Below are 21,483 nucleotides of genomic sequence, written 5' to 3' on the forward strand. Positions count from 1 at the left end.
GATGAAGTTCGCAAATACAACTAAAGTAAGTCTGCTGTGTGCAGGCTTACTTTTCGCAAACACTTTATTCGTAAGCTGTGAATCTGATAATTCAGACTCAAATTCAGATGCTTCGGGAGTGGCAAGTCTGAATGTAAATCTGGACGCAAATCTTCAGACTATGGAAAGCTTTGGAGCTTCGGATGCGTGGCAGTGTAATTTTATTGGTAAAAACTGGCCATCGGATAAAAGAAACAAAATAGCCGATTTATTGTTCAGTCAGGGACTTGATGCGGATGGAAACCCAAAAGGAATCGGATTATCATTATGGCGTTTTAACATTGGAGCCGGAAGTGCAGAACAAGGTGAGGCAAGTGATATTACAGACGAATGGAGAAGATCAGAATGTTTTACAACTGATGGCGTTTCGTACGATATGAGCAAACAAGCCGGACAGGTTTGGTTTATGAAAGCAGCAAAAGAACGCGGTGTTGATAAACTATTGGCTTTTGCAAACAGTGCTCCGGTTTATTTAACACAAAACGGAAAAGCACATGCCTCGATCAAAGAATTTTACAATTTAAAAGATGGAAAAATGCCGGATCTTGCTGATTTCTGGACAACATCTTTAGATAAATTAAAAACAGAACACGGATTAACAATCGATTATGTAAGTCCGTTCAACGAACCGCAGTACGAATGGGACGGTTCAGGACAGGAAGGTTCTCCGGCAACCAATGCTAATATTTACAATTTTGTAAATATTCTTTCGCCAAAATTACAGGCAAAAGGTCTGGAAGCAAAAATTGTAGTAGGAGAAGCAGGTTCTTACGAATCATTGTACAAAACCGTTTCAGGAAAAGAAAGCAGATCAAACCAGATTGATTATTTCTTCGGAAGCAATTCAACTAAAAATATTGCAGGTTTAAGCAATGTAAAAAAGACCATTTCAGGACACAGCTACTGGCAGGCATGGCCGTTGACCGAACTGATTTCATCAAGACAAGCCGCCGCAGCAAGAATTCAGTCAACAGGTGGAGTAAGCCTTTGGTCATCTGAATACTGTGTGCTTGAAAGTCCGGGAACAGCAGAACTTCCTGGCGGTGCAGGAGCAGGCAGGGATTTAGGAATGTCACTTGCCCTTTGGACAGCCCGTATTATTAGTACTGATATTTCTATTGGAGGCGTTACCTCATGGCAGTGGTGGACAGCCATCAGCCGTGGTGATTACAAAGACGGTTTAATTCACGTAGACGACGGTGCAAGCAACGGAGCAGGAAATGCAGATTATTGCAAAAACGACGGATACATTAGAGATTCTAAAACACTTTGGGCTTTAGGAAACTTTTCATTCTTCGTAAAACCGGGAATGGTAAGAGTAATGATTCCAGAGTTGGATAATGCAGCAGCAGCAACCGATGTTATGCTGACAGCTTACAAAGATACAGCCAGTAAAAAACTGGTAATTGTGGCGGTAAACATCAGTAAATCAGCTAAAAAATACAAATTAAACCTTTCGGGAGGTGCAGTAGCAGATAACAAACTGACGCCGTACATTACTTCTGATAAGTTAAGCCTGAAAAAAGGAACAGCAGTAGATGCTTCGAATTTCGAAATTCCGGCAAGGTCAGTTGTGACGTATGTAGGGAATTATAAATAAGATATTTACGCATGTTATTCGCAGTTTTTTGTCATTTCGACGTAAGGAGAAATCGCACTATAGAATCTACAATGATTTGCTGTCACTGTGTGGTTAAGCATGTGATTTCTCGTTCCTCGGAATGACAAACTCAGCGATAAAGAAATGTGATAATAAGAAAACAAAAATATAAATGAGAAAAATATATCTCTCGCTTTTATTAGTAATCAGTTCGCTGTCATTTGCACAGCGAACGGTTACTATCAGCACAGATAATGTTGTACAAACCATGGACGGTTTTGGAGGCTCGGATGCCTGGAGAGCGCAGTTTGTGGGAAAAAATTGGCCTGAGCAGAAAAAAAATGCCATTGCCGATTTATTATTTAGTAAAGAAATTGATGCACAGGGAAATCCAAAAGGAATAGGACTTTCGATCTGGAGATTTAACCTTGGCGCAGGAAGTACAGAACAAGGCGAAAACAGTAAAGTTTCGGACGAATGGAGAAGAAGCGAATGTTTCTTAAACGCTGACGGAACGTACGATTTTTCAAAACAGGAAGGACAAAGATGGTTTTTACAGGCTGCGAAAAAACGCGGTGTCGAAAAATTCCTTATTTTCACCAACAGCCCTCCGGTTCACATGACTAACAACGGATTGTCTTTTGCCTCTCAAAAGAATAAACTGAATCTAAAAGATGGTGCAATTCCAAAATTTGCTGATTTCTTAGTTCAAAGTATTCAGGGACTGGAGAAAAAAGAAGGAATAAAATTCGATTACGTAAGTCCGCTTAATGAACCACAATGGGAATGGATGCCTAAACACGGCGACACCAACAGTCAGGAAGGAACACCGGCAACCAATCAGGAAATATACGAGGTAACTAAAGCACTTTCGGAACAACTGAAAGCTAAAAAAATGAATACCGAAATTGTGATTGCAGAAGCCGCACAAATCGATTATTTATACGATAATGTAAATGCCGAAAACCGTGACAATCAAATTGATTATTTCTTTGGAAAAAATAAAACCAACGTCACTAAATTTTCGAATGTAAAGAATGTAATCCTCGGACACAGTTATTTTACAACATGGCCTATTGAAAGACAGGTTTTAAGCCGAAAATTAATTGCGGCAGAAGTAAAACAAAAACCGGGATTAAAATACTGGCAGTCGGAATACTGCATTTTAGAAAATCCGGGAGAAGCTGAAATTCCGGGAGGTTCCGGCGGAGGAAGGGATTTAGGAATGCAGACGGCACTTTTTGTAGCCCGATTAATTCATAATGATATTGCAGTTGCCAATGCCGCATCATGGCAGTGGTGGACATCAATCACAAGAGTCGATTACAAGGATGGTTTAATATATCTGGACGACGGAAAAAGCAATGGCGGTACAGAACCGGATTACGTAAAAAACGACGGACAGTTTCATGATTCAAAACTGCTTTGGGCTTTTGGTAATTATTCTCTTTTTGTACGTCCGGGAATGCTGCGCGTAGAGGTTCCGGACCAAAACGAACTTGACAAAGCAAACGATGTTATGCTGACTGCATACAAAGACGTTCAAAACAAAAAACTGATTATTGTAGCCGTAAACTGCGGAAAATCAGCTCAGAAATATAAATTTGATCTATCAAAGGGAACTTTAAAAAACAACGAGTTCACACCTTACGTAACTTCTGATATATCAAACCTAAAAAGAGCCGAAGTTCAAAAAAATGGAAATCTGGAAATCCCTGCAAGGTCGGTAGTAACGTTTGTGGGAGAATTGCAATAAAAATTAATTAGTTTCAGGTTCCATGTTTGAACGAACTTGAAACTTGAAACCTGAAACAAAAATAAACTTAAAAAATGCTAACTAAGAAAACTTTAATTCCCGTATTACTCTTCTCGTGTGTATCGGCGTTCAGTCAGATATCGTTTGGAGATTCAAAAAAAATAAACGACAACTGGAAATTCAATCTTCAGGAAACTCCCGAAGCCAAAAACAATGTCTTTGACGACAGTAAATGGCAGCAGGTAAATGTACCTCATGACTGGAGCGTAAAAGGACAATTGAGTCCAACGCTGGCAAGCTGTACAGGATTTCTTCCCGGCGGTATTGGCTGGTACAGAAAATCAATTACTATTCCGCAGAACAAATCCGGAGAAAAAGTGTATTTGTATTTTGAAGGCGTTTACAACAGAAGCGAAGTTTTCATCAACGGGCAGTCATTAGGAAAACGTCCAAACGGATATATTTCATTTGCTTATGATGCAACACCTTTTATAAAATTTGGCGGAGAAAACACCATCTCTGTTCGTGTAGATCACAGCCAAAGTGCTGATTCAAGATGGTACACCGGATCAGGAATTTACAGAAATGTGTGGTTGGTATACGCAAATCCGGTTCATATTGGACAATGGGGCGTGTATGCTTATCCGGAAGTAAACAAAGGAAACGGAACTTTAAATGTTGAGGTTGCAGTTGAAAACGGTTCAAAAGCAAAAGCAAGCCTTACAATTGTAAATGAACTTTTCTCAAAAGACGGGAAATCAGTAGCAAAAGCTACTTCAAAAGTAGATGTTGCAGCGAGTCAAAACGGGAAAATTTCGACAAAAATGAATGTTAAAAATCCACAACTATGGGATTTGAACAACCCGAATTTATACGAACTTAAAACCACTGTTTTACAAGACGGAAAAGAAATTGATAAAACGGTAACTCAAACCGGTTTCAGAACGTTTACATTCGACCCGAACAACGGTTTTGCCCTTAACGGAAAATGGATGAAAATGAAAGGCGTCTGCTTACACCACGATGCCGGCGTTTTAGGATCTGCAGTTCCAAAAGAAGTGTGGAAAACAAGACTTAAAACCCTGAAAGAAATCGGCGTAAATGCCATCCGTACGAGTCATAACCCGCAGGCACCGGAGTTTTACGAACTTTGCGACGAATTGGGATTATTGGTTCTAAACGAAGCCTATGACGAATGGGAATTTCCAAAACGTAAATGGTTAGAAGGATGGAATTACGGAACACCGGGATTCGAAGGTTCATTTGATATTTTTGCCGACTGGGCAGAAAAAGATTTAGAAGATTTTGTGCGTCGTGACAGAAACCACCTTTCAGTATTTGGATGGAGTATTGGTAACGAAGTAGATTATCCAAACGATCCGTATTCGCATCCGGTTTTAGACCAGGGAAAAAATGGATTCGGACAAGCTGCTTACGGAGGTTACAAAAAAGATGCGCCTGATGCTATGCGTCTTGGAGCAATTGCCAAACGTCTGGTAGCAGCCGTTAAAAAATATGACAAATCACGCCCAACTACAGCAGGTTTGGCAGGAGTAGCCATGTCTAACGAAACCGAATATCCGGGAGCATTAGATATTACAGGATACAATTATACAGAAAGCAAATACCAGTCAGACCACGAAAAATATCCTAAAAGAGTTATTTACGGAAGTGAAAATGTACATGATATGGAACCTTGGTTAGCGGTTAAAAACAACAAACATATTTTTGGACAATTCCTTTGGACAGGGATCGATTATTTAGGAGAATCAGGAAGATGGCCTTCAAGAGGATTCTATTCAGGATTAGTTGATTTTGCAGGTGTTATCAAGCCAAGAGGATATTTCCGTCAGTCATTATGGTCAGATAAGCCAATGGCGTATTTAGGAACCTATCCGTTAACAAACGACAAAGATGTTTCAAAAGATGCATGGGCAGTCTGGAATTACGAAACAGGACAAAAAATCCGTGTGGTTTGTTATACCAATGCTGCAAAAGCACGTTTGGAATTAAACGGAAAAGTAGTTGGAGAAACCAAATTATACGATGAGAAAACCGGAATTATGTATTGGGATATTCCGTTTGCTTCAGGAAAATTAGAAGCAGTTGGTTTAGATAAAAACGATAAAGAAGTGAGCCGTTACGCGATTACTTCATCACAGCAGCCAGTTGAATTAACCATTGCAGATAAAGATATCACTATTAGCAAAGACAAAGGAGTAGCAAAAATCATGGTTCAGGTAAAAGACCAGAACGGACTTCCGGTAATGCTTTCAGACAACGAAGTAACATGTACGATTACCGGAGCAGGGACTCTATTAGGACTTGAAGCCGGAAACAACAGCGACATGACTGATTATACAGACAATGTACAGAGAGTATTCCACGGACATATTGCTGCGTACATCCAGGCAAATGGAGATTCAACAGCACCAATAAAAGTTAAATTTACAAGCCAATGGTTAAAACCGGTTGAGGTAACCATTAATGTGAAATAAAAAATACCCCGAAATAGGTATCTTATTAATAAATGTTCCAGCGGAACATCTTATCGGTAGAAAAAAAAGAATTGACAATCGGCAGAATGTTCCAGCGGAACATCTCATCGGTAAAATGACGATCGTTAGAATGTTCCGGCGGAACATCTGATTATTACGCTTTGATGATATTTCACTCCGCTGGAATTTTTTTGTTGATTGCCATTAATATCTATACATGCCACTCTGCAGGAGCGGAATTGTAAACGAATAAAAAAATATCCCATTGGTAACGGCTTATGAAAAACCGATGTGATTAAATTTTTTCATTATATTTAAAGTGTATAACTTACACATAACCACGACAATGAAAATTACAAACTTACTTACTATGGCGATAGGAGCCTTTTTTCTATCGGCCGCATCTAACGCGCAGACCAAGACATTCCAAAAGGAAGAATTCAAACAATGGGCTCAGACACCACCAATGGGCTGGAACAGCTGGGATTGTTACGGACCAACAGTTGAAGAACATGAGGTAAAAGCCAACGCCGATTATATGGCAAAAGAGCTGAAGAAATTTGGCTGGGAATATGTCGTAGTCGACATTCGATGGTTTGTTGAAAACGACAAAGCAGGCGGTTACAACCAAACAGATCCGCGTTACGTGATCGATCAGTACGGAAGATATTTACCGGCACTTAATCGATTCCCTTCTGCAAAAGACGGACAAGGTTTTAAACCCTTAGCCGATTACATTCATAAAAAAGGATTAAAATTTGGAATCCACATCATGCGTGGAATTCCTAAAAAAGCAGTAGAAGATAAACTGCCGATAAAAGGTACAAACGGAATCACAGCCGACCAGATTTATTCAACCGCTTTGCAATGTGAGTGGCTAAGAGACAACTACACCGTTATGGCTGATAAACCGGGAGCGCAGGAATATTATGACTCAATCTTCGAATTATACGCACAATGGGGAGTAGATTTTATTAAAATTGATGATTTATCAAGACCCTATCACGAAGGCGAAATCAACCTGATCAGAAATGCGATTGACAAATCCGGACGTAAAATCGTTTTAAGCACATCACCTGGAGAAACACCAATTTCGGCTGCACCTCACGTAACCACACATGCCAATATGTGGCGTATGGTAGACGATGTTTGGGACACCTGGCCTCATATTACCCATTTAATGGATGTAGCACAAAAATGGTATCCGCATATTGCACCGGGAACATGGCCGGATTGTGATATGATTCCGCTGGGACGTATTTCGATTAGAGGAGAAAGAGGCGAAGACCGTATGACACGTTTAACAAAAGACGAACAATACACACTGATTACCTTTTTCAATATCTTCAAATCACCATTATTTTTTGGCGGCGATTTACCAAGCAACGATGCCTTCACTTTGTCATTACTGACAAACAAAGAAGTTGTAAAAATGCATAACCAAAGTACAAATGTAAAACAGCTTTTCCAGAAAGACGGAAAAATTGCCGTAACATCAAAAAATACCAAAGACGGCAGTACATATCTGGCTTTATTTAATATTTCAGATAATGCTTCGCAAAACGTATCTGTAAATCTTTCAGACCTTGGAATTTCAGGTTCAGCAGAAGTTTTAAATATGTGGACAGGCGAAAAATCAAAAGTAACTTCAAAAGAAATAGGATTAGAATTAAAACCTCACAGTTCTGTTTTGTATCAATTAAAAAGTAAAAAATAATGAAAAGAATAATTTTTTGTCTGGCAGCAATGCTGACGCTTTTTAATCCCGTACAAGCCCAGAAAACCAGCGGAGTGCCGCCTGTTATTGCAGATAAAGACCTCACTGCTTATTTATTCGTTTATTTTATAGGAAATAAAGTCGAAGAAGAAGCCGTAAATTACGCCGTTAGTGCAGATGGGTATCATTATTACAGCCTTAACGGAAACAAACCTGTTCTGGACAGTAAAGCAATCAGTTCTACAGGAGGCGTTCGTGACCCGCATATTTTACGAGGAGAAGATGGCAAAACCTTTTACATGGTTCTGACAGATATGACTTCTTCAAAAGGCTGGGACAGCAACCGCGCTATGATTCTCTTAAAAAGCACCGATTTAGTAAACTGGAAAAGCAGTATTGTTAATATCCAGACTACATTTCCCGGAAATGAAAACCTGAAAAGAGTCTGGGCACCTCAGACAATCTACGATGCCAAAGCAGGAAAATATTTAGTATATTTTAGTCTGCAGTACGCCGGAGGACCGGATAAAATTTATTACGCTTACGCAAATAAAGACTTTACAGCTCTGGAAAGCGCTCCAAAATTATTGTTTGTTCCAAAATCAGAGCGGGCTTGTATTGACGGTGATATTATCGAAAAAGACGGTGTATACCATCTTTTCTATAAAACAGAAACCGAAAAAGCAGGCATAAAAGTAGCCACTACAACCGATTTAACTTCGGGGAAATGGACAGAAAACGACAATTACCTCCAGCAGACAAAAGACGGAGTAGAAGGATCAAGTGTTTTTAAACTAAATAATTCAGATGAATATATCCTCATGTATGATGTGTATACAAAAGGAAGATATCAATTTACCAAAACAAAAGATTTAGAGAATTTTACCGTGATAGACAATGATATTTCAATGGATTTTAATCCGCGTCATGGAACCATTCTGCCTATAACGCGATCTGAACTTAAAAGAATTACAGACAAATGGGGCACACCTGCAAAATATCCAAAGGTAAACCATAATCCGGTTTTAGAGGGGTATTATGCCGATCCTGAAATTCTGTATTCAAACAAAACCAAAAAATATTATATCTACCCAACAAGCGACGGATTTGACAGCTGGTCAGGATATTATTTCAAGACATTTTCTTCTGATAATCTTACAGACTGGAAAGACGAAGGCATTATCATCGATCTTAAAAAAGATGTGCCTTGGGGAAACAGAAATGCCTGGGCACCTTGTATTGTGGAGAAAAAGATAAAAGGGAAATACAAATATTTTTATTATTTTACTGCAGCGCAAAAAGTAGGAGTGGCTGTTTCAGACAACCCAACCGGACCTTTTAAAGACAGCGGCAAAGCAATCGTAGCCACAAGACCGGAAGGCATACACGACGGACAGGAAATTGACCCCGACGTGTTTACGGATCCAAAAACAGGTAAAAGTTATTTGTACTGGGGAAATATGTACATGGGTGTCGCGGAATTAAATCCGGATATGGTTTCCTTAAAACCGGGAACAACAAAAGTGATTGCCGTAAATAATACATTCCGAGAAGGAACGTATGTAATTTACAGAAACGGAAAATATTATTTCTTCTGGAGCGAAGACGACACCAGAAGTCCAAATTATAAAGTTCGATACGGAATTTCAAACTCACCAACGGGACCGCTTGAAATTCCGGAAAATAATGTCGTGATTCAGGGTAAACCGGATCAGGGTATCTATGCAACCGGACACAACTCGGTTTTACAAATTCCAAACAAAGACGAATGGTATATTACGTATCATAGATTCTCTTATCCAACCGGAATCAAAATGGGCGATGCCGGAGGATTTCACCGCGAAGTCTGCATCGATAAATTAGAATTCAATCCGGACGGAACCATAAAACAAGTAATCCCGACACATGAGGGTATACAACCGCTTAAGTAGTTTAATTTGTTCACTAGTAAAAGACCGCTTTTCTTTTTTGAGAGCGGTCTTTTGTTTTGAATAATTTAATTAAGACTTATGTTAATATTTTTCAGAACAGTCATGTTTTCTTAAGATATTTTTTGAGATATTCGTTTCAAATTAACTTCTTTTAAAAAGCCCTGTATACATGATTGATATGCTTAAAAAAATTGGCAGAAACGGAATAGCCTATGGAATTTACTATTTTCTGATTTGTCATTTAATAGGTTTTGCGGGAGGCATGGAAGCCAAAAGTGTGCTTAAAGTTTCAGTTCCTATCTCTTTATTTGGAATGATTGCTAATGGTTTAATGTACAGCAGATTTACAAAAAGAAACAAAATTTTGGAACAAATTAATTTTGATACCGAAGATACAGCTAACACTAAACTTGAAGCAATAGCAAATCATTTAATAGATGATGATCTGGTTTCGGGAAAACTGTGTCTGACAGAAAATGAATTAATATTCAGAAGCCATAAACAAGAAGAGTACAGATGGAATCTGAGTTATTTTGATTCATTTAATTTTTATCCGGCATTCTTTAATAAAGGAGGAGAATTTGTCATTAAAACAAAAGAAGGCCGAAAATTAATGTTTGAAGTCGACTTGATTAAATCCTGGAAAAAAGCTCTTTATAATGAAGTATAAACTAAAGAACGGTTTTTTGTCGCTGTCATTTTTGCTCTGGAATATCGGAATCGCTCAGGAATCATTTTACAAGAAACTTTTGTTCGATAAAGCTATTGATGTCAAAACACTTCCAATTGTATCAGAATACGAAACTAAATCCAATATTCATAAACTGCTGTTTGATCATAATGATTTTAAAAAATGTGCTTCATATAACACTTTAGATCAATCTGAAATTCATGTAATTAAAAGAAAAACAGGAAGTGTTATAGAATACGAATCTGCGGATGAGGAAAGTTATTTGAAAGCTAAGAAAAGAATTCAGGATTTTAAAGTTAGGAATTACAATAATTTCTCTGAAAAGCTGGAGTATAAAGAGTATCATATTTATAACTTTACGGGTAAGATTATAGCTTTTAATAACGAGAAGAAACAAATGCTGCTGATTCTTGTGAACTCCTGTGTATTTGAAGATCAAAAGCGCAGAATTGTTCAGCTTCTCGAGAAAAGGAAAATCTTTGATATTTATGTTTTCAATTGCGGCGGAAAAGAACTTGTAACCAAAAGATAATGACGATTCATAAATTAAATGAGAGTTATAATATTCTGATAAGTACTATCTTAAAACAAATACTCCAAAAAACATGAAATTATTCAGTTGTGGATTAATTACGGCTTTTATGCTGTTTTGCTGTAAAACAAAAACAGACGATTATGTTTTATTAAAGCCAATTTATGTCGATGAAAGCAGCTATATCGAAAAAAATCAACCTTTTACTAAAGAAGAAGTTATAAAAATAATTTCTGTCTTATTGTATTACGGAGTAAATTTAAAAGTAAGCGATGATAGTATTTTTATCCCGGAAAAATACTTTTCAGATATGAATTACTTATATAATATTCAAATTAAGAGTAAGGATTCTTTGTGGTATGATCAGCATATTATGCATCCTGAAATTATCCGTTATTTAAAATAATCAGCAGTAGGCGTCTCTTGATTTTATACAATCAGCACACGATTTTTACCAAATAAATGTCTAAAAACCGTTTCCTTACGAAACGGTTTTTTTTGCTTTACAAAACAGATTTTGCTAACAAAATCTATAAGAAAAGTTATAAATCATTAAAATCAAGTATAAGTAAAAGTTGATGAAAAGATTTAATTACAACTCATAGTTATATTCTATAAGCTGATTTGTAAGAAAAAAAAAGGTTTTATACGTAATATTGCGATATGATGTATTGTGGCATATTACAGTATTTTCAGATGTTTATTTAAGCCGAAAACAGATTTTTGAGACAAACCATTTCTTCTTTGGTTTTCTTGAAAATAGATTTATTTTTTAATTTTTTTATTATTATGTTCATTTCCCTTACTAATGACCAGGTGGAATTCAACTACGGGTCAAAACGATGGCAGTACAATTTTAATGAAATTGTAGAACTTGGTCTGCTCAAAAAAAAGAAATCCTATCTTTTTGAAAACACTGCTTTCATTTCCGTTACCGCTTTGACTTATTACTGCATGTTATTTACTAATTTAATGGAACTTTTTTATGTAATTCCAGCCTTATTGTGTTATACTTTTTTGATAATACTCAGGTTTCACAACAATAAAAAATTCAATTATTATGTTATTGTAAGAGATGTATATAAGAAAGCAACTGTGGTTAAAATCAATAACTTAGATCGTCCGGCTATAGGCAGACAGATTGATGAATATTTAAATTTTGAATTTGAGCGTGCAGTAAACAGCGCAAAAAAAACAGCATAAATGGAGCAGGTTATCTATCAAATTTCCGGCAATGATGTCATCTTTATTGCTGTCGCTCTGGTCTACGGTTTTATAATTATAATTAAAAAAGATTAACAAATGGTTCTCTTTAACTATAACTGAACAATTCGATTATTCATAAAATAACATAGCTGCAAACTGACCCCTAAGTTTTGTAGTGGCTGTTTCAGCTATACATGCCCATCCCAAATCAAACTTATGGCAACTTCAATAAAAAACAAAATAAAAAGCATTAGAGAGTTAAAAAACTACACTCAGGAATATATGGCAGATCAATTAGGTGTCACACAGGCAGGATACAGTAAAATAGAAAAAGGAAAGACACTTTTATCCTATGTTAAACTGGTCGAAATTGCCCGCATTTTAGAAGTAAGTGTCGAGGACATCATCAGCTTTGACAGTCAGCGATATTTCAAGAGTTTCAATACTGTAAAAGGAAATCACAACAACGGCAGTATATTAATTAACTCAGATAACAGCGAAGCCCTGAAAGAGCTTTACGAAGATAAAATTAAGCTTCTCGAAAAACTTCTGGACAAGACAGAAGAGGAGTTAAGTCTTTACAAAAAGAGATTCGGGAACTTATAAAACAAAAAAACGAGGCTTTTAAGGGCCTCGTTTACTATTTATATCTAAAATTAAACTGTCTGATCGTCAACTGCTGCATCAGGAGCATTTTTCTTAACAGATTCAATGCCATTCTCTCTCGCTGAAACGCTTTCATACATTTCACTTGAACCAATTATCTGCCCGTTGCTGGCTTTCAGGTTAAAATAAGGTTTTCCGTTGCTGGATTCTTTCCTGTCGAAACGGTTATCATCCTGCGAATTTGTTTTTACAGATTCAATTCCGTTTGTGCAGGCCGCTTTCGTAGTATAACCTTCACTGGCTAAAATAGTCTGTCCGTTTCCGGCTTTTAAATTGAATTGAAACTCTCCGTTGGTTCTTTTAGTGATTACAAATTTTCCCATACAGTTTAAAATTTAAGTTATATTAATATTTTTGATATCGATAAAAATACAAAACTTAGTAATATAAATCATACGCCAGTTTGAAAAAATGATTACCTAAACAATAAAAAATCAGTTGTATTGGAGAAAAAAACAGCTTTTATAAAAAGAATTAACCTTCTTTTATGTTATATTCCTAAACGAAAATCGCTTACACTTTTCTGTTCGAAGCTTATTTCTTCAAAAATACTGGTAGTTCCTTTTTCAACAGGACATTGTGTACTGATTCCTAACCAGATATCTTTAGGATAATTGTTTTTGTACAAACGCACCATCTGCCAGTTTTTCTTATCTAATGAATAATAACTTGCTACCGTTTTAGTATCCGAAGAAATTTTCATGTAAACAGAAGGCTCTTTTACTATATCGTGATTGTTATCGTCTGAAGTTCCCGTTGTACGAACCGTTACAATACGGTGATTCCCGCGCTCATCCTGTTCAAAACAAAACTTTTGGTAAAAAGTATCATGCACAAAAATGTACAATACACCGGCGTTGTATAAACCTTTCTCCGTAAATTCAGGAGTAACTTTAGCCACAATTGTAAAAGGTTTGGTGTTGTCTGCTTTAGACAGTAAAATTGGAGCAGTAGTATTGGATAATTTTTCGTTTGGATCAGAGAAATAATCTGTTTTTTCACCTGCTTTAAAAACAATTTTTTCGCCTGCTTCTTGTGTAATAAGGTTTTCGGCATTGTTCAGGCCTTTTGTAAAATGTATATTAGACAGCTTAATATCAATAGTAGAACCTTTTACGACAGAATCTAATTTTACTTCTTCTTTCATAGTTGTTTTTTCAGTTTCACTTTTGTTATTACAGCTGGATAATACAGAAAGACTCAGGATAATAACAGCATTGTAAAAAATTGTTTTCATAAATTGTTTTTTTTGGGATAGAAAGTAATATTTTTAATTTTCCAAAAATAAAGCAGCTTCAAAAAAAGCACAATACGTAAAATTAACCAATTTTAACTTTAAATGCCGCAGAATCCCTCAATAGAAGACCAATTAATGACCACCTTTCTGGAACAAAAGTTTGCAGCAGATGAATCCAATGATATTGAAATGTACAAACAGTTTGCGGCCAATTATGTAAAAATAGAGCAATGTGTGGCCGTTTTATCAGATTATCAATCGGACTGCAGTTATATTTATGCCGGAAGTTTTGGTGCTGTTTTTGGGCTTCCAGTTGAAAACTCGGTTATCGATTCAGCTTTTGAAGAATGTATTTTTACAAAAATCCATCCCGAAGATCTGGTGGAACGCCATATTCTGGAACTTAATTTTTATCAGTTTTTAAAAGGAATCCCGCAGGAAGAATACAGCAATTACAGTACCTCCAGCCGAATAAAAATGAAAGATTCAGCCGAAAAAAACGGCTATATTAATCACCGCACCATTTATCTAAAAACATTCAGCAACGGAAGCATTTCGCTCTCCCTTTGTTTATATGCGCCTTCAAGAGATGTACAGCCAAGGCCCGGCATCGATGCGAGGATTTTTAATATTCAGACGGGAGAAATAATTGAAGACGAAAAGTATAAAAATAATGCCAAAGCGATACTCTCAAAAAGAGAAATCGAAGTGCTGACCAGTGTAGCAAAAGGAAATAAAAGTGAGTACATTGCCGGAGAAATGAATATTTCGGTCTACACCGTAAGGCGGCACAGGCAGAATATTATAGATAAACTCAAAGTTACCAATACTGCCGAGGCTGTGCAGACCGCAATAGTTATGGGAGTTTTATCTCTCTAAGTATAAAAGTTAAACTTTATTTATAAGTAAGATTATTCTTTATATTTGAAGAAAAAATATCATGAAAAAAGTATTTATTCTTGCTTGTATTGTAATTCTCTCGGCATCTTGTAATTCTAAAAATAATAAAGATGAAAACACAGCAGTCTCGACGGACTCCATCGCGGCTCATGAAAACAGCGAAGCACCTGAAACTATCCTGGTCTATGAAGGAACACTGCCATGTGCAGATTGTGAAGGAATTGAAACGGTTCTAAAAATTGATATCGTCGATAATAAATTTGAATTATCAAGTGTCTATAAAGGAAAATCACCAGAAAAAAACTTGGTACAAAAAGGAAATGTGAATACAGAGAGAGGTCTTGAGAAAGATCAGGATGGTACTATTTACGTTTTAAATTGGAATAAACCTGAGACAGAACAAGTATATTATGGTTATTACAGTAATAATCCGGAGAAACTTTTTCTGCTGGATAAAGATAGAAAGGTGATCAAATCGAAACTTAATTACTTTTTAGAATTAAATGAATAATTTTGGGTATTTATTTTTTATGGATATATCAGAGAGACAATGAGAGCCAGGTTTGATTGCGTCTTAAAGATTAAAATAATTGGCAATAATTCATAAAAAAAGAGACATCATTATGATGTCTCTTGCATATTAAATCGTATCAGATTATTTAACCGTAATAGGCAGTTCAGCTGTTGTTTTATCCCATCCAATAACCAGATTAGCGATATTACCCTGAGTAGTAAAAGCAATAGACAAAGCCTCGATTACTTCATTTACAGGTTTAACCGGAACAGAAACTCTCACTACATCTTTACTTTGGTCGTAAGCATAACCACCCCATAAATCCAGTTCTTTATTAATGATGATTGTCCATTTGTCTTTTTCAGGAATAGCAAATAAACTGTAATATCCTGCAGGAACCTTAGTACCGTTAATAGTTACCGCTTTGTAGAATTTGATTTCGGTATTTTCGTTAGCACCAATTCTCCAGATTTCTCCAAACTTTACTACATCGCCAAAAATAGTTCTTCCTTTGGCAGAAGGTCTTGCGTAAGTAACTTTAATAACCGGATTTGGAGTATCCGTTTTTTTGAATTTAACCGCTTTATTTGGAAAATAAGAAATATCAACAGGACTCGCATCCAAAGGAGCAAATTTAACTACATCCTGAGCCTGAACTGAAATAGCAGTAAATAAAACAACTGCCAGTAAATACATTTTTTTCATGGGATTACAATTTTTAGAATAACTACAAAGTAAGTTAATAATGAAGAAAAATCATATAATTCCAGTTTGTTTTTTGTTAATGAATTGGTAACAGTTCTTACATTTATTTCAAAGAGATCTTTTGGAGAACATTTACCGCCGAAACAAAAACTTATTTGCCTGCAGGAAAATAATTCTCCTTTAAAATAATCTCCAGCGGAATATAATGCGTGCGCTCTGTTTCTTCCTGAAGAACCAGTTTTTTATACAAATAATTAATTCCCATATATCCCTGATCCTCGGGTCTTTGGTTGATTAAGAAATCAATAAGTCCTTTATTTAAGTATTCAATATTTTCTTTTAATAAATCAAAACCAATGATACGAACACCTTTTATATTGTTTCTTTCTAAAAATCCGGCAACAATATACGCACGCGAATTTGGAACAAAAATACTGTTTACACCAGTGAACATTTCCAGATTCAGTTTTTCAATTCCGGAATCTTTTAAAGTAACTTCTGAAAATTTAAAATGAGTAAGTTCTTCATTATCTTTAAAATACGAATAAAAACCTTTAATTCGCTGCAGGTATACCGAAGTACTTTCAATTTCGCCGGTAATTTTAAAAATCAAAACATGTCTTTCATTTTTAACCGCAAAACTAATAAGTCTTCCTGCCAGATAACCACTCTGAAAAGCATTCTGTCCCACGTAAGCATGTTCATTTTCTTCGGAAATATTCGAATCGATCATGACAACCGGAATATTCTTCTTTTCATACTCTTTTAAAAACTGAACTGAATCTTCATAAAAAACAGGAGCAAACAATAAACCGTCACAATCAAATTCCATTACCTTTTTAACAGAATCCTTAAACGAAGCCAGATTATAATCATAAAAAAAATAGTTCAGCACAATGCCGAATTTGCCAAACTCCAAAGCCGCTTTTTCAATACCTTCTGTCTGACTCTGCCAATATTCAAGCTCTTCAGATTTGGGCAGGAAAACTGCAAAATGAAACTTTTTATTCAAGGCCAGATTACTCGCCAGGATATTTCGTTTATAGCCAAATTCCTCAATAATCGCATTAACCTTATCTACAGTTTCCTGAGCGACTTGTCCGCGTTTGTGAATAATCCTGTCGACGGTTCCGGTTGAGACATTCGCCAGTTCGGCTATTTTTTTAATTGTTATGATATTGATTTCTTTTAAGTTAAAATAATAAAAGCTGTTTTGTAAAATTATATTTTTTTAGCAAAAATAAGTTGTTTTACATGACATTTTACATACATTTGTAAAGTACCGTGTGCGTACACGTAAAAATACACAAATTATAAAAGAGAACAGCATCTTTTTAATTTATTTATTTCAAAATCAAAATAATACTATATAATATGATTATAGATTCATTACATAACGCGGCTAAATATTACGGCCTTCATCCTAACTTTAAAAAAGCTTTTGAATACGTAAGCCAAACTGATATTGCAAGCCTTGAAGCGGGTGTTATAGAAATCAGCGAAGGTTTAAAACTGATTGTCATTCACGGTGACGGAAGTTCAAGAGAAGAAAGCATAAAAGGATTTGAGTGCCATGATAAAAATATAGACATTCAGATTTCGATACAGGGACCTGAAACCTTTGCATGGAAACCAAGAGAAAAATGTGTTAGTCCAAACGGTGAGTACAGCGGCGAAAAAGACGTTCGTTTCTTCCACGATAAACCGGATATGTTTTTTGAACTTCAGGAAAAACAATTTGCCATTTTATTTCCCGAAGATGTTCACGCAGCAATGATTGGCGAAGGTTTTTTGAAAAAGCTTGTTTTTAAAGTCAGAATCTAAAGAAAATCAATATTTGAAATTCAAAAATTCAATTAAAACTTAAATTATTAACTAAACCATAACCATTATTTTATTTTCTAAATTGGAATTTAAAGTATTGAAAATTAAAATTAAAAAATGAATTCAATATTCAATCTAAAAGGAAAAATCGCCCTGATTACGGGAGGTGCCGGAGTATTAGGAAGCAGATTTGCAAATGTATTAGCAAAACAAGGCGTTATTGTAGGGATTGTTTCGCAGTCGCTTGAAAAAGCAGAAAGCACTGTAAAAGATATTGAAGCAAACGGCGGGCAGGGTTTTGCTGTTCAGGCGAATGTTTTAAATAAAGAAGAAGTAGAAAAAGTAAGAGATTTTATTGCTGAAAAATACGGACGTCTTGACATTTTAATCAATGCGGCAGGAGGAAATATGCCCGGAGCAACCATTCAGCCGGATCAGGCTGTTTATGACATGAAAAGCGATGATCTGCAAAAAGTTATCGATTTAAATATCATCGGAACAATGCTTCCAACTCAGGTTTTTGCCGAACTTTTTGCAAAACAGAAATCAGGAAATATCATCAACATTTCGTCGGCGTCAGCACAAAGACCTTTAACGAGAGTGGTAGGATATTCAGCTTCAAAAGCGGCAATCGATAACTTCACGCAATGGATGGCGGTTGAACTGGCTTCGAAATATGGAGAAGGAATTCGTGTAAACGCTATTTCACCTGGATTCTTTATAGGAGAACAAAACCGTGCTTTACTGTTGACTCCGGAAGGAAAATTAACGCCAAGAGGCGAGAAAATTATCGATCATACCCCAATGGGAAGATTTGGAACCCCGGAAGATATAGACGGAGCTCTTTTATTTTTATGCAGCGATATGTCGAAATTCGTAACCGGAACTATATTAAAAGTAGATGGAGGTTTCGCAGCAACCAGTATTTAACTCCTGCAAGGTTTCCAAAACCTTGTAGGTTTCATTCAACTTTAGACTATTATTAATCAAATATACCTGCAAAGTTTTTAAAACCTTGCAGGATTAAAAAACATAAAAAAATGGAACAAACATTAAGATGGTTCGGACCAAATGATCCTGTTTCTTTGCAAGATATTGCACAAACCGGAGCAACCGGAATTGTAACTGCTTTGCACCATATTCCAAACGGAGAAGTATGGAGTATCGATGAAATCATTAAACGAAAAGTCGAAATTGAACACGAAAACGGCGATCCTAAAAAAGGAGCTTCCGGTTTGACCTGGTCCGTTGTAGAAAGTATTCCTGTTCACGAAGACATTAAAAAGCAAACAGGAAATTATCTTCAATACATTGAGAACTATAAAGAAAGCATTCGCAATTTAGCCTTATGCGGTATCAAATGCGTCTGCTACAACTTTATGCCGGTTTTAGACTGGTCAAGAACAGATTTGTCTTATACAGTCGAAGACGGTTCGAAAGCCTTACGTTTTGATATTAATGCTTTTGCCGCATTTGAATTGTACATTTTAAAAAGACCGGGAGCAGAAAAAGAATATTCAGAAACACAGATTGAAAAAGCAAAAAGCTATTTTGAAGCCATGACTGCCGATGATAAAGTTAAACTGCAGCAAAACATTCTGGCCGGACTTCCGGGTGCCGAAGAAGCCTATACGGTTGAAGATTTCTTAAAAACATTAAGCGCTTACAACCATATTGACAGACAGGCTTTAAAGGATAATCTTTTCTTCTTTTTAAAAGAAATTATTCCGGTTGCCGAAAGTAAAGGCGTGCTTATGGCAATTCATCCTGACGATCCGCCTTACCCAATTTTAGGACTGCCAAGAGTAGTGAGCACCGAAGAAGATTTGATCGAATTAATGAATGCGGCACCTTCTAAATCAAACGGATTTACAATGTGTACCGGTTCATACGGTGTTCGTGCCGATAATGATCTGCCTGGAATGGTAAGACGTCACGGAGATAAAATGAATTTTATTCATTTAAGAAGCACGCAGCGCGATGAAGAAGGTAGTTTTTACGAAGCCAACCATTTAGAAGGCGACGTTGATATGTACGAAGTCGTAAAGGCAATCCTTGAAGTTGAAAAAAGAAACAACAGCAAACTGCCGATGCGTCCGGATCACGGACATCAAATGCTGGACGATTTAAAGAAAAAGACCAATCCGGGATATTCTGCAATAGGCCGTTTAAGAGGTTTGGCCGAATTACGCGGACTTGAATTAGGAATTAAAAGATCTGTTTAAAATTTAACTGCAAAAGCACTAAGACGCTTAATATAATGAACGCCTTAGTGCTTTGCAGTTAAAACTATTTCTTAACCTTTACCGTCAAAGGATTATTAATTTTTTGGGCAAAAGAACTTAAGTATTTTTCCCATTCCTGTTTGGTCTGATACGGACTTCCTTTTTTCCATCCAAAACCAACATAGTAAATTGCTTTGTTGTTTTTGACCGCAATATTTCCGTACAGGTTGCTTAAATCTTTTTCATCTGTAACATGATTGTCAAAACTCGTCATGGTATTTTTTGGAGCCACCAAACCTAATCCAATTTCAGAATCATCTATTGGTTCCCAATAACTTAACCAGCCTTCTTTAAGATTTGTTCCGGTTGTTCCTTTTTTATCATGAAGCGTCAGTCCGGCAGCAATTTCTTTTGCTCCTGTAATATTGATTTCAAAACGCGAAAGCTGGCTTCCGTAATCCAGACTGATTAACTTTGATTCTGTTATTTTGTTTCCTTTCGCATCCCAGTCGGCGTAAGTTAAAATAAAGCTTGTTCGGATTGGACCCGTCGTAATGGTTTTCCAGCTGATGAAATTCTTAGAGAAATAATACTTTCCGTCTGCTTTTACAGCAATTCCACCCACACCGCGGCTGTCGCCCACGTGAAAATTATCAAGACCTTCGCCCGTATCTTTATGATACGTTCCCGCTCCCGAAGTCATTTTTTCGTACCATTTATTGATAATAGGATACTCAACTCTTTTCAGCCACGCATCAATACCGCTAGTTAAAGTACCGCCCTCAATATGGTCTTCTACCATTTTTTGAGCAACAGGTCCGTACGTTCTAAAGGCCACTTTGTTGTTTTCCCATGCGTAATCATCTGTACGTTCAGGAACAAAACGGGAATAGCAGTTTTCTGTTTTCGAAGCCGATGGATTAGTTCCCGGAGCAACTGTAAAATCCTGTTTGGACGAAGCTTTTATTTTAGGCTGAAACAACAATACATCTGCCGTTCCGTCGCCGTCATTATCTACAGTCTGCGTTTCCAGAAATGCATTTGAAGCGGCATCTTTTATAACATAATCTTCAAGTTTCGCATTGGCTGCCAATCCAAGAGATTTTTTAGTAAGTTCAATAGTTTCAAATTCCCTGTCAACTGCAAGAGAATTTGTAACGGTTATGGTTTTATTTTGAGAAAATGCAGCGAAACTGCCTGCGAGGAGTGTTAAGAGTAAAAGATTCTTTTTCAAAATAGATAGTTTTTAAGGTATAAAAATTCGGTTTAACTAATATTCGTAAAAATACGAATCAAAACTTAAAGAACCGCACTAAATATGCGTATTTCTGTACAGAAACATTGTTATTCTATTGTTAACACAATGACGAATTACTTATTTTTCCGTAAATTTCATTTCTTGTCTTTTACACAAGATTTTTTTATAATTAAATGAAAATCAA

At 36.3% G+C, this 21,483-nt stretch carries 20 protein-coding genes; 15 read left to right on the forward strand and 5 right to left on the reverse strand.

Features of this window, described 5'->3' with window-relative positions; translation table 11 throughout:
* Window position 1: 1 nt before the first annotated feature.
* The 10 genes from OZP11_RS23580 (at window position 2) to OZP11_RS23625 (ending at window position 12,576) form a co-directional block, all read left to right on the forward strand.
* A complete protein-coding gene (locus OZP11_RS23580) occupies window positions 2-1,639 on the forward strand; it encodes a glycoside hydrolase (protein WP_281232933.1) in 1,638 nt (545 codons plus the stop codon).
* A gap of 172 nt (window positions 1,640-1,811) precedes the next feature.
* Complete coding sequence (locus tag OZP11_RS23585; RefSeq protein WP_281232934.1) at window positions 1,812-3,395, forward strand: glycoside hydrolase; 1,584 nt, start codon at window positions 1,812-1,814, stop codon at window positions 3,393-3,395.
* 74 nt (window positions 3,396-3,469) lie between these two features.
* Entirely contained in the window at window positions 3,470-5,893 is a 2,424-nt protein-coding gene (locus tag OZP11_RS23590) for a glycoside hydrolase family 2 TIM barrel-domain containing protein (RefSeq protein WP_281232935.1), read from the forward strand.
* A 346-nt stretch (window positions 5,894-6,239) separates the two neighbouring features.
* Window positions 6,240-7,610, forward strand: coding sequence for a glycoside hydrolase family 27 protein (locus OZP11_RS23595; RefSeq protein ID WP_281232936.1), 1,371 nt, complete (start codon window positions 6,240-6,242; stop codon window positions 7,608-7,610).
* A complete protein-coding gene (locus tag OZP11_RS23600) occupies window positions 7,610-9,541 on the forward strand; it encodes a glycoside hydrolase family 43 protein (protein ID WP_281232937.1) in 1,932 nt (643 codons plus the stop codon). Before OZP11_RS23595 ends, OZP11_RS23600 begins: the two co-directional genes overlap by 1 nt.
* A gap of 169 nt (window positions 9,542-9,710) precedes the next feature.
* The gene (locus OZP11_RS23605) at window positions 9,711-10,211 is read left to right on the forward strand and encodes a PH domain-containing protein (RefSeq protein ID WP_281232938.1); all 501 of its coding nucleotides are present in this window, start codon (window positions 9,711-9,713) and stop codon (window positions 10,209-10,211) included.
* Complete coding sequence (locus OZP11_RS23610) at window positions 10,201-10,764, forward strand: hypothetical protein (protein ID WP_281232939.1); 564 nt, start codon at window positions 10,201-10,203, stop codon at window positions 10,762-10,764. The genes OZP11_RS23605 and OZP11_RS23610 overlap by 11 nt, the downstream gene beginning before the upstream one ends.
* A gap of 73 nt (window positions 10,765-10,837) precedes the next feature.
* On the forward strand, window positions 10,838-11,170 hold the full coding sequence (locus tag OZP11_RS23615) for a hypothetical protein (protein ID WP_281232940.1): 333 nt from the start codon (window positions 10,838-10,840) through the stop codon (window positions 11,168-11,170).
* Between the two features lie 383 nt (window positions 11,171-11,553).
* The gene (locus tag OZP11_RS23620) at window positions 11,554-11,967 is read left to right on the forward strand and encodes a hypothetical protein (RefSeq protein WP_281232941.1); all 414 of its coding nucleotides are present in this window, start codon (window positions 11,554-11,556) and stop codon (window positions 11,965-11,967) included.
* A gap of 219 nt (window positions 11,968-12,186) precedes the next feature.
* A complete protein-coding gene (locus tag OZP11_RS23625; protein ID WP_281232942.1) occupies window positions 12,187-12,576 on the forward strand; it encodes a helix-turn-helix transcriptional regulator in 390 nt (129 codons plus the stop codon).
* Between the two features lie 50 nt (window positions 12,577-12,626).
* On the opposite strand, the gene OZP11_RS23630 is transcribed toward OZP11_RS23625, so the two are convergent.
* Window positions 12,627-12,959 carry a YegP family protein gene (locus tag OZP11_RS23630; protein WP_281232943.1) on the reverse strand — a complete coding sequence of 111 codons (333 nt, stop codon included), beginning with the start codon at window positions 12,957-12,959 and terminating at the stop codon, window positions 12,627-12,629.
* A gap of 167 nt (window positions 12,960-13,126) precedes the next feature.
* Window positions 13,127-13,873, reverse strand: a complete 747-nt coding sequence (locus OZP11_RS23635) for a DUF1349 domain-containing protein (RefSeq protein ID WP_281232944.1) — start codon at window positions 13,871-13,873, stop codon at window positions 13,127-13,129.
* 102 nt (window positions 13,874-13,975) lie between these two features.
* On the opposite strand from OZP11_RS23635, the gene OZP11_RS23640 reads away from it, so the two are divergent.
* Together OZP11_RS23640 and OZP11_RS23645 are read left to right on the forward strand one after the other, a co-directional pair.
* Complete coding sequence (locus OZP11_RS23640) at window positions 13,976-14,752, forward strand: response regulator transcription factor (RefSeq protein WP_281232945.1); 777 nt, start codon at window positions 13,976-13,978, stop codon at window positions 14,750-14,752.
* A 61-nt stretch (window positions 14,753-14,813) separates the two neighbouring features.
* Window positions 14,814-15,284 (forward strand): copper resistance protein NlpE, encoded by a 471-nt coding sequence (locus OZP11_RS23645; protein ID WP_281232946.1) that lies wholly within the window; start codon window positions 14,814-14,816, stop codon window positions 15,282-15,284.
* A 144-nt stretch (window positions 15,285-15,428) separates the two neighbouring features.
* On the opposite strand, the gene OZP11_RS23650 is transcribed toward OZP11_RS23645, so the two are convergent.
* The gene (locus OZP11_RS23650) at window positions 15,429-15,992 is read right to left on the reverse strand and encodes a DUF2911 domain-containing protein (protein WP_281232947.1); all 564 of its coding nucleotides are present in this window, start codon (window positions 15,990-15,992) and stop codon (window positions 15,429-15,431) included.
* A 151-nt stretch (window positions 15,993-16,143) separates the two neighbouring features.
* A complete protein-coding gene (locus OZP11_RS23655; protein ID WP_349293783.1) occupies window positions 16,144-17,217 on the reverse strand; it encodes a substrate-binding domain-containing protein in 1,074 nt (357 codons plus the stop codon).
* Window positions 17,218-17,366: 149 nt separating this feature from the next.
* On the opposite strand from OZP11_RS23655, the gene OZP11_RS23660 reads away from it, so the two are divergent.
* From OZP11_RS23660 to uxuA, 3 genes are all read left to right on the forward strand, one after another.
* Window positions 17,367-17,816: a NanQ anomerase/TabA/YiaL family protein gene (locus OZP11_RS23660; protein WP_281232948.1), complete on the forward strand. Its 450-nt coding sequence runs from the start codon at window positions 17,367-17,369 to the stop codon at window positions 17,814-17,816.
* A gap of 117 nt (window positions 17,817-17,933) precedes the next feature.
* Entirely contained in the window at window positions 17,934-18,746 is an 813-nt protein-coding gene (locus OZP11_RS23665; RefSeq protein ID WP_281232949.1) for an SDR family oxidoreductase, read from the forward strand.
* A 110-nt stretch (window positions 18,747-18,856) separates the two neighbouring features.
* On the forward strand, window positions 18,857-20,041 hold the full coding sequence (gene uxuA / locus OZP11_RS23670; RefSeq protein ID WP_281232950.1) for a mannonate dehydratase: 1,185 nt from the start codon (window positions 18,857-18,859) through the stop codon (window positions 20,039-20,041).
* Between the two features lie 64 nt (window positions 20,042-20,105).
* Here the strand turns inward: uxuA and OZP11_RS23675 are convergent, their stop codons facing one another.
* On the reverse strand, window positions 20,106-21,275 hold the full coding sequence (locus OZP11_RS23675) for a BT3233 family polysaccharide utilization protein (RefSeq protein WP_281232951.1): 1,170 nt from the start codon (window positions 21,273-21,275) through the stop codon (window positions 20,106-20,108).
* Window positions 21,276-21,483: the final 208 nt, after the last annotated feature.

Source organism: Flavobacterium gelatinilyticum (assembly GCF_027111295.1).
GTDB classification, from domain to species: Bacteria; Bacteroidota; Bacteroidia; order Flavobacteriales; family Flavobacteriaceae; genus Flavobacterium; species Flavobacterium gelatinilyticum.